The sequence below is a fragment of the Mycobacterium sp. IEC1808 genome, assembly GCF_002101935.1.
GTDB lineage: Bacteria > Actinomycetota > Actinomycetes > Mycobacteriales > Mycobacteriaceae > Mycobacterium.
Genome location: NZ_LQPV01000018.1, coordinates 49,302 through 64,484, shown reverse-complemented (window position 1 = coordinate 64,484; position 15,183 = coordinate 49,302). Strand labels below are relative to the sequence as shown.

Below are 15,183 nucleotides of genomic sequence, written 5' to 3'. Positions count from 1 at the left end.
GGCGTTGCTCAGCCGAACCACGGTCTTGACGGTACCGGCGCCCGCGTGCGAACAACTAGGTTGGCCATATGGCTTCAACAGCACCGGCGCGGGTCAAGCTGACCAACGCCGACAAGGTGCTGTATCCGGCGACGGGAACCACCAAAGCCGACGTCTTCCACTACTACACCCGCATCGCCGAGGTGATGCTGCCCCACATCGCCGGGCGGGCGGCCACCCGCAAGCGCTGGCCCAACGGCGTCGAGCAGGAGTCGTTCTTCGAAAAGCAGCTGGCGTCCTCGGCGCCCGACTGGCTGCCGCGGGCCAGCGTCACCCACAGATCCGGGACGACGACCTACCCGATCATCGACAGCCCCGACGGGCTGGCCTGGATCGCGCAGCAGGCGGCGCTGGAGGTGCACGTCCCGCAGTGGCGGTTCGTCGCCGAGTGGACCCGGAGCAAGGCCGAAGAGCTCAAGCCTGGCCCTGCAACGCGATTGGTCTTCGACCTCGATCCGGGCGAAGGCGTGACGATGCCGCAACTGTGCGAGGTCGCCCATGCCGTGCGGGACCTGATGACCGACATTGGGCTGACCACCTTCCCGCTCACCAGCGGCAGCAAGGGGGTGCACCTCTACGCGCCGCTGGACAACCCGGTGAGCAGCAAGGGCGCCACCGTGTTGGCCAAACGCGTTGCCCAGCAACTGGAAAAGGCGATGCCCAAGCTGGTCACCTCGACCATGACCAAGAGCCTGCGGGCGGGCAAGGTCTTTCTCGACTGGAGCCAGAACAACGGCTCCAAGACCACCATCGCGCCGTACTCCCTGCGGGGGCGCGAACATCCGACCGTCGCGGCGCCGCGCACCTGGGAAGAACTCGAGGATCCGTCGGTGGGCCAGCTGCGTTACGACGAGGTGCTCGACCGGGTCGCCCGCGACGGCGATCTGCTGGCGGCGCTCGACGCCGACGCGCCGGTCAGTGACCGGCTCAGCAAGTACCGCAGCATGCGGGACGCGTCGAAAACCCCCGAACCGGTACCGGCGACGAGACCCGTTACCGGCCAGGGCAATTCGTTCGTCATCCAGGAGCACCACGCCCGCCGCCTGCACTACGACTTCCGGCTCGAGCGCGACGGCGTCCTGGTGTCGTGGGCGGTGCCGAAGAACCTCCCCGACACCCCGTCGGTCAACCACCTCGCGGTCCACACCGAGGACCACCCCCTCGAATACGGCTCGTTCGAGGGAAACATCCCCAAGGGCGAGTACGGCGCCGGCAAGGTGGTCATCTGGGATGCGGGCACGTACGAAGCGGAGAAGTTCCAGGACGATGAGGTGATCGTCAACCTGCACGGCAACCGAATCTCCGGGCGCTACGCGCTGATTCAAACCAACGGCGACCAATGGCTGGCGCACCGGATGAAGGACCAGAAGGTCTTCGAGTTCGACACGATCACGCCGATGCTCGCCTCGGAGGGTTCGGTGGCCGGCCTCAAGGGCGGCCAGTGGGCGTTCGAGGGCAAATGGGACGGCTATCGGCTCCTGGTTGAGGTCGATCACGGCGACTTGCGGATCCGGTCCCGGCGCGGCCGCGAAGTCACCAAGGAATATCCCGATTTGCGTTCGCTCGCAGCCGATCTGTCAGAGCATCACGTGGTGCTGGACGGCGAGGCCGTCATTCTGGACGAGAACGGGGTGCCCAGCTTCCACGCGATGCAGAACCGGGGTCGCGGCGCCCGCGTCGAGTACTGGGCGTTCGACCTGCTCTACCTCGACGGCCGCTCGTTGCTGCGGGCGCGCTACTCCGACCGGCGAAAGCTGCTGGAATTCCTTGCCGCCACAGGAAATCTGATCGTCCCCGACCTGCTGCCCGGTGACGGGGCCCAGGCGCTCGAGCACTCGCTGAAGTACGGCTGGGAGGGTGTGGTCGGGAAAAAACGTGACTCCACCTATCAGCCGGGCCGGCGTTCGGCGTCGTGGATCAAGGACAAGAACTGGAACACCCAGGAAGTCGTCATCGGCGGCTGGAAGGCAGGCGAGGGCGGGCGCACCAGCGGCATCGGCTCGCTGCTGATGGGTATTCCGGGCCCGGACGGGCTGCGCTTCGCCGGACGCGTCGGCACCGGCTTCACCGAACGCGACCTGGCGAACCTGAAGAAGACGTTGGCGCCGTTGCAGACTGACCAATCCCCGTTCCACCCCCCGCTGCCCCGGCAGGACGCCAAGGGGGTGACGTTCGTCGAACCGGTCCTCGTCGGCGAGGTGCGCTACAGCGAATGGACCCCGGATGACCGGTTGCGCCAATCGAGTTGGCGCGGGCTGCGGCCGGACAAGGAACCAAGTGAGGTGGTACGGGAGTGAAGTGGTTGACCTTTCGGGGCAATGACGGTGAACGCACCGGCGTGCTCTCCGGTGACACCATCCACGCCATGCCGGCGGGAGTGACGCTGCTCGACCTGATCGGCCGCGGCGCCGACGGGCTGCGCCAGGCCGGTGAGGACGCGTTGCGTTCCCCGTCGGCGGTGGCCCGCCTCGACGAGGTGACGTTGCTGGCGCCGATCCCGCGCCCTCCGTCGATCCGGGATTCCCTGTGCTTCTTGGATCACATGCGCAACTGCCAGGCCGCGATGGGCGGCGGCCGGGTGCTGGCCGACACCTGGTACCGCATCCCCGCGTTCTACTTCGCCTGCCCCACAACCGTTTTGGGCCCCTACGAGGATGCTCCGACGGCACCTGGAAGCGCTTGGCAGGACTTTGAATTGGAGATCGCCGCCGTCATCGGCGTCAGCGGCAAGGACCTGACCGTCGAGCAGGCCGAACGCGCCATCATCGGCTACACCATCTTCAACGACTGGTCCGCGCGGGACCTACAGCAGCGGGAGGGCCAGCTCGCGATCGGGCAGGGCAAGAGCAAGGACAGCGGGGTCACGCTGGGCCCCTACCTGGTGACGCCCGACGAGCTCGAGCCGTACCGGCGAGACGGCAGGCTCGACCTGCAGGTGACCGCATGGGTCAACGACGCCGTGATCGGCTCGGGGTCGACCGGCCAGATGGACTGGACCTTCGGCGAGGTCATCGCCTACGTGTCGCGCGGCGTGCCGCTCACGCCCGGCGACGTCATCGGCTCCGGAACCGTGCCCACCTGCACGCTCGTCGAGCACCTCAATCCGGCTGCGCTGGAATCGTTTCCGGGATGGCTGCACGACGGCGACGTCGTCACCCTGCGGGTCCAGGGCTTGGGGGAGACCCGGCAAACCGTGCGCGCCAGCGCCCCGCCGCACCCGCTGGCCGCCCGGCGCAACCCGGACGCCGCGCCCGCCCCGGCCCGGGTCAACCGGGCGCGGGCCAAGGTGCCCTACACCCGCGGCCTGCACGAGGTCGCCGACCGGGTGTGGGCGTGGACGCTCCCGGACGGCGGCTACGGGTGGAGCAACGCCGGGCTCATCGCCGGCGACGGCGCGTCATTGCTCGTCGACACGCTGTTCGACCTGGCGCTGACCCGCGAAATGCTCACCGCGATGCGGCCCGTCACGGCGTCCGCGCCCATCACCGACGCCCTGATCACCCACTCCAACGGCGACCACACCCACGGCAACCAGCTGCTGGACGCGTCGGTGCGCATCCTGGCCGCGCAGGGCACCGCCGACGAGATCGCGCACGGCATGGCGCCCGAGATGCTGGCCATGGCGCAGACCGCGAACCTCGGCCCGGTCGCGACGCCGTACGTGCGAGACCGCTTCGGGCACTTCGACTTCAGCGGCATCAAGCTGCGCAACGCCGACCAGACGTTCGACCGCGACCTCACCGTCGAGGTCGGCGGGCGCCGCATCGACCTGCTGAACCTGGGCCCCGCCCACACTGCCGCCGACTCGGTGGTGCACGTGCCCGACGCTGGCGTGCTGTTCGGCGGTGACCTACTCTTCATCGGCTGCACCCCGATCGTGTGGGCCGGCCCCATCGCCAACTGGATCGCGGCGTGCGACGCGATGATCGCGCTCGACGCCCCGACCGTGGTACCCGGCCACGGCCCCGTCACTGATCCCGACGGGATCCGCGCGGTCCGTGGCTATCTCGCGCACGTGGCGGACCAGGCCGAGGCCGCCCACCGCAGGGGCCTGTCGTGGGCCGAGGCCGCCGACACGATCGACCTCGGCGAGTACGCGACCTGGCTGGACGCCGAGCGGGTCGTCGTCAACGTCTATCAGCGCTACCGCGAACTCGACCCGGACACACCACAACTGGAGGTGATGGCGCTGCTGGTGATGCAGGCCGAGTGGCTCGCCAAGCGCACTTCGTGACCGCGAAAGTGCAACTACCGACGCGTTCCCCGAGAGCGGGTGTTGGCAGTTGCACTTTCGCGACCGCTAGGCCTTGATCGCCCGCACGAAATTGATGGTGGCGGCCGGGCCGTGCTCGGCCTCTAGCAGTTCGGGCAGGCCCGCCGCGGCGAACAGGTCGGTGAGCGCGAAAGTGGTTGTCGCCCAACCGTCGGCGCCCAGATGTGCGGCGACGTCGGTGTGCTTCCCGGGGTAGGTCAGCGCGGCGATGTCCAAGTCGAGCCCGTGCCGGCGCCAGCCCTCGGTGGTGCGCCGCGCCTGCTCCTCCGACTCCCGCGAGGCGTCGTTGAGCGACCCATAGTCCGCGGCGAAGCGGCTGCCCTCGCTGGACAGCGGGGTGATCGCATCCAGCAGCCGAACCTCGGCCTCCGGTGGCAGAAACCCGATCAGCACCCCCTCGGCCAGCCAGGCCGTGGGTTGCGCGGGGTCGAAGCCGGCCTCCTGCAGCGCCGCCGGCCAATCCTGCCGGAGGTCGATGCCGATGGTGCGCAACTCGGCCGTGGGGGCCGCGCCGATCTCCGACAGCGCCGCGGTCTTGAACGCGATCACCTCGGGCTGATCGATCTCATACACCGTCGTCCCGGTCGGCCACGCAAGCCGATACGAGCGGGCGTCGAGCCCCGACGCCACGATCACCACCTGCCGCAGGCCCGCCTTGCCGGCCGCGGCGAAGTAGTCGTCGTAAAACCGGGCGCGGGCGGCGAACGTGTCGACCATGCGGGGAAATCCGATGCCCTTCTCGAGGTCGTCGGCGTCGAGTTCACCGCTGGCCAACTTCGTGAACACGTCCAGGCCGACGGCGCGGACCAGCGGCTCGGCGTACTCGTCGGTGACGACGGGCTGCGAATTCCTGGTGGCGGCCGCCCGCGCCGCGGCGACCATGGTGGCGGTGGCGCCCACGCTGCTGGCCAGGTCCCAGGTGTCGTCTTCGGTTCGTGCCATGCTGTCTCCTTCGGTAGGGGGCAAAACCACGGTATGCCGCACCGGTAAACACCCATGTCGCCTACGGTTCACCTATGCCCGCAGTGGAATTCGAAACTCTCGAGGACAACATCGCCTCCATCACCCTGAACCGGCCGGAGCGCCTGAACGCGATCGACGGGGCGCTGATCGGCGGCGTCGACGCAGCCCTCGACGCGCTCGGCGAGGGCGAGCACCGGGTCGCGATCATCACCGGGGCCGGGCGGGGCTTCTGCGCCGGCGCCGATCTCAGCGGCACCGGCGAGGCCTGGACCAAGCCCAGGCCGACCAGCCCGCCGTTCAAGGTCAACTACGACTCGCAGGTTCGCCTGGCCGAGCTGTTCACCCGGATCTACGAGCTGCCCATCCCGGTGATCGCCGCGGTCAACGGCGTCGCCGTCGGCGGCGGGCTTGCCTTCACGTTGGTCAGTGACATCCGCGTCGCGTCCGAAAACGCCCGGTTCGGATCGGTGTTCATCAAGGCCGGCTTCTCGTCGATGGACATGGGCACCAGCTACCTGCTGCCCAAGATCGTCGGCGCCGGGGTCGCGCGCGAGCTGATGCTGACGGGTCGCATCATCGACGCGAACGAGGCCTATCGGATCAAGCTGGTGCACGAGGTGGTGGCACCGGATAGCCTGATGCCCGCCGCGCTCAAGGTGGCCCGATCCATCGCGGAGAACAACGCGTATGGCGTGTGGCAGACCAAGATTGGGCTCAACGCGGCGCTGGACGCGCCGAGTCTGCGCCACGCCATCGAGCTGGAGAACCGCACCCAGATCCTCAGCGGCTTCACCAACAATCCGGCCGAAGCGGCCAGGGCGCACATGGAGAAGCGGGCCCCCACGTGGGATCCGCTGTGACGGCTAGAGTTTCGCGATGACGTTCTCGGCGAACATCTCCAGGTTGCGGATCTTGTTGTCCAGCGGCTCGGTGTCGGCTCCCGTGATGTAAGGGATGCGGAAGCCGACGATCACGTCGGTGACGCCCTTGTCCTCGAGCCGCTTGATGCCGTCCGCGGTGTAGGCGTCGGCCGAGATGACGTGGATCTCGAACGGGCCGGTCTTGCCCGCTTCCTCGCGATACTGCTTGAGCTTGGCGAGCAGCGCGTCGAGTTCCTCCGGATCGCCGCCGCCATGCATCCAGCCGTCCAGGCGTGCCGCGCGGCGCAGCGCGGCGTCGGCGTGCCCGCCGATCAGGATCGGGATCGGCTTGGTCGGAGCCGGGGTCATCTTGGTCTTGGGGATGTCGTAGAACTCGCCGTGGAATTCGAAGTAGTCGCCGGTGGTGAGGCCCTGGATGATCTCGATGCATTCGTCCATCCGCTTGCCGCGCTTGGCAAATGGAACGCCCAGCAGTTCGTAGTCCTCGGGCCACGGGCTCGTGCCGACCCCGAAACCCACGCGGTTGTCGGTCATCGCGGCCAGTGAACCGATTTGCTTGGCCACCAACGCGGGTGGACGGATGGGCAGCTTGAGTACGAAGAAGTTGAACCGCAGCGTCGACGTCACCGCGCCCAACGCCGAAGTCAGCACGAAGGTTTCGATGAACTCCTTGCCGTCCAGGAATTCGCGGTTGCCGTCGGGGGTGTACGGATACTTCGAGTCGGATTCGAAGGGATAGGCGATGCTGTCGGCGATCGTCATGGCGTGGTAGCCGGCGGCCTCGGCCGCCTTGGCTAGCGGGATGTAGTAGCGAAAGTTCGTCATCGCCTCTGCGTAGGTGAACCGCACGTCATCCGCCTTCCTGGAGGGACCGTCTCACGAGATTAGAACGTGTTCTACTTTTACCCGCGCGCGGGTCCCCGAACAAGGTGTCGTCTGGCTAGAGCTGATTCTCGGGCCCGATGACGGCCCAGACGGTCTTGCCCGACGCCGTCGGGGTGCTGCCCCAGGCGCGTGACAACGCGTCGACGATCGCCAGGCCGGACACGTCGATGCCCTTGTCCGGCGACGGCAGCCGCAGGGCGGGTGTGCTGCTGGCGTCGGACACCGCGATGGTCGCCGTTGAGCCGTCGGTCTCGACCCGCATCATCGGCACGCTTCCGGTGTGCTCGAGCACGTTCTCCACGAACACGTTGACGACCACCAGCGCGACCGGGATGAGCGCGGACTGCGACCAAGCGGTCAGCCACTCGCGGACCAGCCGGCGCGACTCGCGAAGACTGGTCAGGTTGGCGGGCAGCTCGGCATCGGCGTGGCGCACGGTGCGGCTGGTGAGCCGGTCGAGCGCCTTCATCGCGGACTTCTCGGTCGCGTACACCGGCATGAAGCGGGCGACCTCGCTCCGGGTGATCGCCTCGCGGGCGGCGCGGTCCGCGCAGACCAGCACGATCGGGACGTCGGGCCGGGTGTGCGCCTGCCAGCGCACGCCGATAAAGCTCGACCAGACCGATTCCTCGGGGACCTGCAGGCGGGAGACGTTGACTAGGACGGCGGACGGCTCGTCCAGCGTCGCCTTCGTGATGATGTCGCGCAGCGCCGGGGAGCTGCTGCCGTCGAGCACGCCCTCGACCGTGAGCACGACGACCGACTGCTCCGTGCGCGTCGCAACGGCCAGCGAGCTCGGTGACTCAGCTACCGCGCTCACCGCAGCCACCCCTTTCCGGTCAGGGCTTTATCCTCGCCGACCGAGCCCCGGCAAGGCGTGTTATCCGGGTGCGCGTGTCTCAATAGCAATTTAGGCCCCCGCGTTCCCACCGTGAAAGACGGCGGATGCGATTTCCTGATCCGGTCCGCTGCCATATCCCCCGCTCCTGGAATTCCCGCCCGCCAATTGTTGGAGAACCCGCCCCTCGGCGGCGAAAACTGCCCATCCGTCGCAGCACACGTGAGATGAAAAGAGACTAACGCGGTTACCCGAACGTCAAGATCGGCAAACCTGCGAAATACCGCGCCGCGCCGGTCAGCTCAGCGCGTATGGCGGAGCGCCGACCCCCGCCACCGTGTGCGTGCCCCACGGGGTCCGCTCGATGATGCGGGCCGGCGCGCTGCGCTCGCCGACCGTTAGGGTCGCGGTGCGTGCCTGCTTGAGCGACTCGTCGGGCAGCGCCGAGGAACCGAAGACCGTGCCTTGCCAGTGGTAATGGCCGTCGATCGGATCCAGGTGGCCGGCGAGACGCACGCGCACCGGATGGTCGGATCCGGCGATCGTCAGCGTCGCCGCGCCCTCGTATGTGGCGTCGGTCCCGGCCGCGCCGGACGTCAACTCGAACGCCGACGCCACCGGCTGGGGCTGGGCCGATTGCACATAGACGCGCTCGTTGAACACCCGCTGGCTGCTGCGGCGCACTTCGATGCGGGTGCTGTCGGTGCGTTCCATCAATGCGATGCACTCGGCGACATAGCGTGCCTGCGCGCCGGTGTCTGGCCCGGTGACGAAGAAGTAGTTGGGCAAGCCGCGAACGGCGACCCCGAAGTAGGGCTCCATGCCGTCGACCAGCGTGGCGCCCGACGTTGGGTCGAGCGCGGCGAACCCGGTCCCGTAGATGATGGCGTCGGCGTCGTGGTCGACCCCGTCGGCGGTTCGGACGCGCGATGCCGTGATGGCGACGACGGGCAATCTCACCAGCGCGGGCCGTGGCGCCGCGTCGGCGGCCGGTCGGATGCGGCGGCGCAGCCAGCGCTTGGCGCGGGTGGCGGGCAGCGGCAGCTCGTCGACGACCCGGCGCGGCGGGTGCGCGAAGACCGTGACCGAGGCCGCCGAATTCATCAGCCGCGGGATGTGGTGACCGGCGGTGGAATCGGCGCCGATGACGGCGACGCGCTTGCCGGTCGGGTCGAAACCTGCCGGCCACTGGGCCGCGTGAAACGACTCGCCGAGGAAGTCGTCGCGTCCGGCGATGTCCGGTAACCACGGGATGTGCGCCGATCGGTCGGCGACGACGACGCCGGCCCGCACGGGTTCGCCACCGGCCGTCGTCAGCAGCCAGGTGTCGGTGGCGTCGTCGAACCCTGACCCGAGCACGTCGCGGTCGAGCGTCGCGACGTCGGTGATCCCAACCGCCCGCAGGGCCGCCCGTGCGCTGTCTCCCGCCCCAACGACGAGCACCCGATGGCAGCGCACGGGCGACTGGGTCACAGGAATCGGCTGCGCTTCCAGCCGCGGCGCGCGATCGGGCCCAGCAGGCCCACCTCGGTCAGAAACGCTGCCAGCGGTGCGAAGCCGGCAACCTGCATCTCGCGGCGGTGCGCGCTGGTGCGCGCGGTCTTTCTTGCCCGCTTCGCGTCTAGGCCCACCCGCGCGTACGGGATCGGGTTGCTGAACAAGTAGTTAAAGAAGTATCCGCCCAGCCCGTTGATGTTGGCCATGAACCAGCGGTTGAGCCGCGGCATCTCCGCGGCGCGCTTGCGGGCGCCGTCGCGGGCGAACTGAATGTGGCGGGCCTCTTCGGTGACGTGGATCCGCATGAGCCGCTGGATGATTGGCTGCAGCTCGGGGTCGTCCATCATCTGCCGTTGCAGCGAGTCGAAGATCTCTTCGCCGATGAGGGCGGCAATCCACAGCATCGAGCCGCGCTGGAACGCCAGCGGCAGCGCGTTGATGATCCACCGGTGAAACAGCCTCGGCCGCACCGGTTTTGCGCCGATGCGCTCGATGGCCTTGCCGAACATGACCATGTGCCGGGTCTCGTCACCCAGCTCGGTGAGCTTGTAATGCGTGGAGGAGCTGGTGGGGTCCTCATGCAAGATGGTCCGCAGCAGCGACTGGTTGAGCATGTTCTCGAACCAGATCCCGGCCGAGAGCGTGTTGACCAGTTCCTGGCGGGACAGGTCGATCTGCTGCTCGCGCGTCATCTCGTCCCACATCGGGGTGTTGTACAACGACACCAGCCGCGGCGGCAGGTAGAACTTGTCGGGGTCCAGCGGCGCGTCCCAGTCGATGTCGACCACCGGCTCGTAGGACTTCTTGACCGAGCCCTTCAGCAATCGGTCTGAGAACTCCTCACGACTCGGCCCACCCGGCTTCACCGCGGTAGTCATAGCTGGCGTCCCTTCGTTGGGTGCTGCAGGCGGTACCCATGGTACTGGGTACTTGAGGGGCCGACTAGGCCTTCCAGGTTTCGATTCGGTTGACTGGCGTGGTGGGTCGGCACATTCACGTCATCGGGATCGGCGCCGGGGACCCGGGCTATGTGACCGTTCAGGCCATCGAGGCGCTCAACGACACCCAGGTTTTCTTCGCGATGGACAAGGGGGAGACGAAAAGCGATCTGGTCGCCCTGCGACGCGAGATCTGTGCCCGGTTCATCCGGCAGCCCGAGTATCGCTTCGTGGAGCTGCCCGATCCCAAGCGCTCGACCGAGGCCGACTACCGGGACGCGGTCGCGGATTGGCACGCCGCGCGGGCGCGGCTGTGGGCGGACGCAATCTCCGCCGAGCTAGGTCCCGACGGCGTCGGCGCCTTCCTGGCCTGGGGCGACCCGTCGCTGTACGACAGCACGCTGCGCATCCTCGACGCCATCAAGGCTGAAGCCGCCGAGCTCGAGTTCAGTTACGACGTCATTCCGGGCATCACCGCGGTCCAGGCGCTGACGGCTCGGCATCGCATCCCGCTCAACGAGGTCGGCGAGCCGGTCCTGATCACCACCGGCAGGCAGCTGCGCAGGAACGGCTTGGCCGGCTCGGCGGTGGTAATGCTCGACGCCGACTGCTCGTTTCAGACGTGCCCGCCCGACACGAAGATCTGGTGGGGCGCCTACCTCGGCACCGGCGACGAGCTGCTGGTTGCCGGCACCGTCGGTGAGGTCGCGGCGCGCATCGTGGCGCTGCGCGCCGACGCCCGCGCGCGGCACGGCTGGATCATGGACACCTATTTGCTCAGAACGGCAGACTGAAGGGCGTGCCCGAACTACCCGAAATCGAAGCGCTGGTCGACCACTTGCGCCGCCACGCCGTCGGATCGACCATCGGTCGCGTCGACGTCGTTGCGTTTTCGGTGCTGAAGACCTTCGATCCGCCGATCAGCGTGCTGCACGGTCAATCGGTGACCGGGGCCCAGCGCTGGGGCAAATACCTGGGGCTGCGGGCCGGGCCGTTGTTCCTGATCGCCCACCTGTCGCGCGCGGGGTGGCTGCGGTGGTCCGACAAGCTGGCGGCGGCCCCGCTGCGGCCCGGCAAGGGCCCGATCGCCATGCGGGTGCACCTGGGCACGCCCGGTGAGGCGCCCGGCTTCGACCTCACCGAGGCCGGCACGCAGAAGCGGCTGGCGGTGTGGCTCGTCGACGACCCGAAGCTGGTGCCCGGCATCGCCGCCCTCGGCCCCGATGCGCTGGAGCTCAGCCCCGAGGACCTGGCCGGGGTGCTGTCCGGCAACACCGGCCGGATCAAGACGGTCATCACCGATCAGAAGGTGATCGCGGGCATCGGCAACGCCTACAGCGACGAGATCCTGCACGTCGCGAAGATCTCGCCGTTCGCCACCGCGGGCAAGCTGTCCGACGAACAGCTCACCGCCCTGCACGACGCGATGATCTCGGTGCTGACCGACGCGGTGAGCCGCTCCGTCGGCCAGGGCGCCGCCATGCTCAAGGGGGAGAAGCGCTCCGGCCTGCGCGTGCACGCCCGCACCGGCCTGCCGTGCCCGGTGTGTGGGGACACCGTGCGCGAAGTGTCGTTCGCGGACAAGTCTTTTCAGTACTGCCCGACATGCCAGACCGGCGGCAAGGTGCTTGCTGACCGCCGCTTGTCGCGGCTGCTCAAGTAGCCGCCGGCAACGGTCGATATGCTGCCCGGGTGACTCGTCAGAAGATCCTCATCACCGGGGCCAGTTCCGGCCTGGGCGCCGGGATGGCGCGCTCGTTCGCCGCCAAGGGCCGCGACCTCGGGCTGTGCGCCCGTCGCACCGACCGGCTCGACGAGCTGAAAGCCGAACTGACGCAACAGTATCCGGGAATCAAGATCGCGGTCGCCGCGCTGGACGTCAACGACCACGAGCAGGTGCCGAAGGTGTTCGCCGAAATCAGCGACGAGCTCGGCGGGGTTGACCGCATCGTCGTCAACGCCGGCATCGGCAAGGGCGCGAAGCTGGGCTCGGGCAAGCCGTGGGCCAACAAGGCGACCCTCGAGACCAACCTGGTTGCCGCCCTGGTGCAGATCGAGACCGCGCTGGAGATGTTCGCCAAAAGCGGGCAGGGCCATCTGGTGCTCATCTCGTCGGTGCTCGGCAACAAGGGGGTGCCGGGCGTCAAAGCCGCTTACGCCGCAAGCAAAGCCGGGATGCGCTCGCTAGGTGAATCGCTGCGCGCTGAATACCGCCGCGGCCCCATCAAGGTTTCGGTGATCGAGCCGGGCTACATCGAGTCGGAGATGACCGCTAAGTCCGCGAGCACAATGTTCATGGTGGACAACGAAACTGGCGTCAAGGCGTTGGTCGACGCGATCGAGCGCGAACCCGGCCGCGCCGTCGTGCCGTGGTGGCCGTGGGCCCCGCTGGTCCAGTTGATGCGGGTGCTGCCGCCCCCGCTGACGAGGGTGTTCGCCTAGAAAACTGCGGCGAGGGCGCGTGTCTGTACGCGACACGCTGGATGAAGGCGCGCATTTGCGCGCCCTCGCCGGGAAACGTCAGCTCGTGCGTCCGCGCTCGGTGCGGTAGCGGCGAACCAGCGCGTCGGTCGAGCTGTCGGTCTGCGGCGCGGGTGAGGCGTCGCCGGTGATCACCGGAAGCAGCGCCTTGGCCTGCGTTTTGCCCAGCTCCACACCCCACTGATCGAACGAGTCGATGCCCCAGATCACCCCCTCGGTGAAGACCTGGTGCTCGTAGAGCGCGATCAGCTGACCCAGCACCGACGGGGTGAGCCGGTCGGCCAAAATCGAAGTGGATGGCCGGTTTCCGGGCATCACCTTGTGCGGCACGACGTCGGCGGGGGTGCCCTCGGCGGCGATCTCCTCGGCGGTCTTGCCGAACGCCAGCACCTGGGTCTGGGCGAAGAAGTTGCTCATCAACAGGTCGTGCATGCTGCCGGTGCCGTCGGCGGTGGCCAGGTCGTCGGTGGGTTGGCTGAAGCCGATGAAATCGGCCGGCACCAGCCGGGTGCCCTGGTGCAGCAACTGGTAGAACGCGTGCTGGCCGTTGGTTCCCGGTTCGCCCCAAAAGATTTCGCCGGTGTCGGTGGTGACCGGCGTGCCGTCGGCGCGGGTCGACTTGCCGTTGGATTCCATGGTCAGCTGTTGCAGGTAGGCCGCGAAGCGGGCCAGGTCGTTCGAATACGGCAGCACCGCGCGCGATTGCGCGCCCATGAAGTTGGAGTACCACAGCCCGATCAGGCCGAGCAGCACCGGCGCGTTCGACCCCAGCGGGGACGTCTGGAAATGCCGGTCGACGATGTGGAATCCGGACAGGAAATCGGCGAACGCCTCCTTGCCGATGACGGCCATCACCGACAGCCCGATCGCCGAGTCGACCGAATAGCGCCCGCCGACCCAGTCCCAGAACCCGAACATGTTGTCGGTGTTGATGCCGAAGTCGTCGACCAGGCGCTTGTTGGTGGAGACCGCCACGAAATGCTTGGACACCGCGGCGTCGCCGAGCGCGTCGGTCAGCCAGCGCCGCGCGGCGGTCGCGTTGGTCAGCGTCTCCAGGGTGGAGAAGGTCTTCGACGCAACGATGAAAAGCGTTGTGGCGGGGTCCAAGTCGGCCAGCTTGGCGACCAGGTCGGCGGGGTCGACGTTGGAGACGAAGCGCGCCGAGATTCCGGCGTCCGCGTAGTGGCGCAGCGCCTGGTAAACCATGGCCGGCCCCAGGTCCGACCCGCCGATCCCGATGTTGACCACGGTGCTGATCTTTTTCCCGGTGGCCCCGGTCCATTCACCGCTGCGTAACCGGTGGGTGAAGTCGCCCATCTTGTCCAGCACGGCGTGCACGTCCTCGACGACGTTCTGGCCGTCGACGATCAGCTCGGCGTCCCGCGGCAGCCGCAGCGCGATGTGCAGCACGGCCCGGTCCTCGGAGGTGTTGATGTGTGCGCCGGAGAACATCTGGTCGCGGCGCTCCTCGAGGTTAGCCGCGCGCGCCAGGTCGACCAGCAGCCCCAGCGTCTCTCGGGTGACCCGGTGTTTGCTGTAGTCGATGTAGAGGTCGCCGACGGTCACGGTGAGCTCGCGGCCGCGATCGGGGTCCTCGTCGAAGAACTGCCGCAGGTGGGTCTGGGCGATTTGTTCGTGATGCCTGCGCAGGGCGTCCCACGCCGGGGTGGCGGTGATGTCGGGGATGGTTTGCACGGATGTCATGAGCGCCGCTCCTCCTCATCGCAAAGCTCTGCATCGTCGCCGACGCGGGTCATGATTTGACCCTAATGCCGCCCGACGGGGCGGAGCCAGGTGTGGCGGGCGGCCTCAGTGGCCGAGCCGGCCCCGACCCAGTCGCAGCAACAGCATCGCCAGGTCCTTACCGTCGGGTCCGAGCTCGCTGTAGCGCTCGATGACCTTCATCTCGCGGCTGTGGACCAGCCGGGTGCCGCCGGACGCCATCCGTACCTTGCCGATCGCGCGCGAAACTTCGGCCCGCCGCTTTACCGCGGCGAGGATCTCGGCGTCCAGTCGGTCGATCTCCTGGCGCAACGCGTCAATGTCGGTGGCCTCTTGGGACTCGACCATCTCGATGTTCATCTCTTCTAGCTCCGCATTCTCTTGATGTGGGGGTTCTGGTCTCATCCGTTATCGGGCCTCACAAAAGAGACGAGCCCCGAATCCGGAAGCGGACCACGGGGCTCTGCGAAAGCAGCTACACCACGGGCACCGCTGGCCGGTACCCATAAAAAAATCGGCGCTGCATGTTGAGCACTCACCGAGTGTGCCACTAAGGGCCGTAACCACGCAAAAAGGGGTCCTAGTGATCATCAACGTCAGTTCGTTGGCCGCCACCCTCGATCTTTCGCGACCGAAGTCCAGCGTCATCGCACCTGTCTGCACCTC

13 protein-coding genes and 1 pseudogene are annotated in these 15,183 nt (G+C 67.8%); 7 read left to right on the top strand and 7 right to left on the bottom strand.

All coding sequences use genetic code 11. The features are described 5' to 3' along the window. The first annotated feature begins 68 nt into the window (after positions 1-68). Both AWB92_RS12025 and AWB92_RS12020 read left to right on the top strand, forming a co-directional pair. Positions 69-2,336 carry an ATP-dependent DNA ligase gene (locus AWB92_RS12025; RefSeq protein WP_085185811.1) on the top strand — a complete coding sequence of 756 codons (2,268 nt, stop codon included), beginning with the start codon at positions 69-71 and terminating at the stop codon, positions 2,334-2,336. Beyond that, entirely contained in the window at positions 2,333-4,273 is a 1,941-nt protein-coding gene (locus tag AWB92_RS12020) for a fumarylacetoacetate hydrolase family protein (protein WP_085185809.1), read from the top strand. Before AWB92_RS12025 ends, AWB92_RS12020 begins: the two co-directional genes overlap by 4 nt. Before the next feature lie 66 nt (positions 4,274-4,339). Here the strand turns inward: AWB92_RS12020 and AWB92_RS12015 are convergent, their stop codons facing one another. Continuing rightward, a complete protein-coding gene (locus AWB92_RS12015; protein WP_085185807.1) occupies positions 4,340-5,254 on the bottom strand; it encodes a class I SAM-dependent methyltransferase in 915 nt (304 codons plus the stop codon). 83 nt (positions 5,255-5,337) lie between these two features. On the opposite strand from AWB92_RS12015, the gene AWB92_RS12010 reads away from it, so the two are divergent. Continuing rightward, complete coding sequence (locus tag AWB92_RS12010) at positions 5,338-6,135, top strand: enoyl-CoA hydratase/isomerase family protein (protein WP_173817406.1); 798 nt, start codon at positions 5,338-5,340, stop codon at positions 6,133-6,135. 3 nt (positions 6,136-6,138) lie between these two features. Here the strand turns inward: AWB92_RS12010 and AWB92_RS12005 are convergent, their stop codons facing one another. The 4 genes from AWB92_RS12005 to AWB92_RS11990 form a co-directional block, all read right to left on the bottom strand. After that, positions 6,139-7,005: an LLM class flavin-dependent oxidoreductase gene (locus AWB92_RS12005; RefSeq protein ID WP_085185803.1), complete on the bottom strand. Its 867-nt coding sequence runs from the start codon at positions 7,003-7,005 to the stop codon at positions 6,139-6,141. A gap of 91 nt (positions 7,006-7,096) precedes the next feature. Further along, entirely contained in the window at positions 7,097-7,870 is a 774-nt protein-coding gene (locus AWB92_RS12000) for an STAS domain-containing protein (protein ID WP_241523432.1), read from the bottom strand. Between the two features lie 306 nt (positions 7,871-8,176). Further along, the gene (locus AWB92_RS11995) at positions 8,177-9,115 is read right to left on the bottom strand and encodes a DUF4873 domain-containing protein (RefSeq protein WP_241523435.1); all 939 of its coding nucleotides are present in this window, start codon (positions 9,113-9,115) and stop codon (positions 8,177-8,179) included. A gap of 233 nt (positions 9,116-9,348) precedes the next feature. Next, on the bottom strand, positions 9,349-10,254 hold the full coding sequence (locus tag AWB92_RS11990) for a diiron oxygenase (protein WP_085185799.1): 906 nt from the start codon (positions 10,252-10,254) through the stop codon (positions 9,349-9,351). Between the two features lie 101 nt (positions 10,255-10,355). Between AWB92_RS11990 and cobF the strand changes: the two genes are divergently transcribed. The 4 genes and pseudogenes from cobF (at position 10,356) to AWB92_RS11975 (ending at position 12,756) form a co-directional block, all read left to right on the top strand. Beyond that, a complete protein-coding gene (gene cobF / locus AWB92_RS11985; protein WP_085185836.1) occupies positions 10,356-11,108 on the top strand; it encodes a precorrin-6A synthase (deacetylating) in 753 nt (250 codons plus the stop codon). A 5-nt stretch (positions 11,109-11,113) separates the two neighbouring features. Continuing rightward, positions 11,114-11,356 (top strand): annotated as a pseudogene (locus tag AWB92_RS30485) (DNA-formamidopyrimidine glycosylase family protein); the annotation flags it as partial. 150 nt (positions 11,357-11,506) lie between these two features. After that, positions 11,507-11,977 carry a zinc finger domain-containing protein gene (locus tag AWB92_RS30480; RefSeq protein ID WP_231982093.1) on the top strand — a complete coding sequence of 157 codons (471 nt, stop codon included), beginning with the start codon at positions 11,507-11,509 and terminating at the stop codon, positions 11,975-11,977. Between the two features lie 29 nt (positions 11,978-12,006). After that, a complete protein-coding gene (locus tag AWB92_RS11975; protein WP_085185795.1) occupies positions 12,007-12,756 on the top strand; it encodes an SDR family oxidoreductase in 750 nt (249 codons plus the stop codon). A gap of 78 nt (positions 12,757-12,834) precedes the next feature. On the opposite strand, the gene pgi is transcribed toward AWB92_RS11975, so the two are convergent. Beyond that, the gene (gene pgi, locus AWB92_RS11970; RefSeq protein ID WP_085185793.1) at positions 12,835-14,499 is read right to left on the bottom strand and encodes a glucose-6-phosphate isomerase; all 1,665 of its coding nucleotides are present in this window, start codon (positions 14,497-14,499) and stop codon (positions 12,835-12,837) included. A gap of 105 nt (positions 14,500-14,604) precedes the next feature. Beyond that, on the bottom strand, positions 14,605-14,922 hold the full coding sequence (locus AWB92_RS11965) for a chorismate mutase (protein ID WP_085185791.1): 318 nt from the start codon (positions 14,920-14,922) through the stop codon (positions 14,605-14,607). Positions 14,923-15,183 lie beyond the last annotated feature (261 nt).

Coding starts and splice junctions, on each gene's coding strand:
- AWB92_RS11965 (WP_085185791.1), bottom strand. CDS start 14,922: ATGAGACCAGAACCCCCACATCAAGAGAATGCGGAGCTAGAAGAGATG.
- AWB92_RS11990 (WP_085185799.1), bottom strand. CDS start 10,254: ATGACTACCGCGGTGAAGCCGGGTGGGCCGAGTCGTGAGGAGTTCTCA.
- AWB92_RS12025 (WP_085185811.1), top strand. CDS start 69: ATGGCTTCAACAGCACCGGCGCGGGTCAAGCTGACCAACGCCGACAAG.
- AWB92_RS12015 (WP_085185807.1), bottom strand. CDS start 5,254: ATGGCACGAACCGAAGACGACACCTGGGACCTGGCCAGCAGCGTGGGC.
- pgi (WP_085185793.1), bottom strand. CDS start 14,499: ATGACATCCGTGCAAACCATCCCCGACATCACCGCCACCCCGGCGTGG.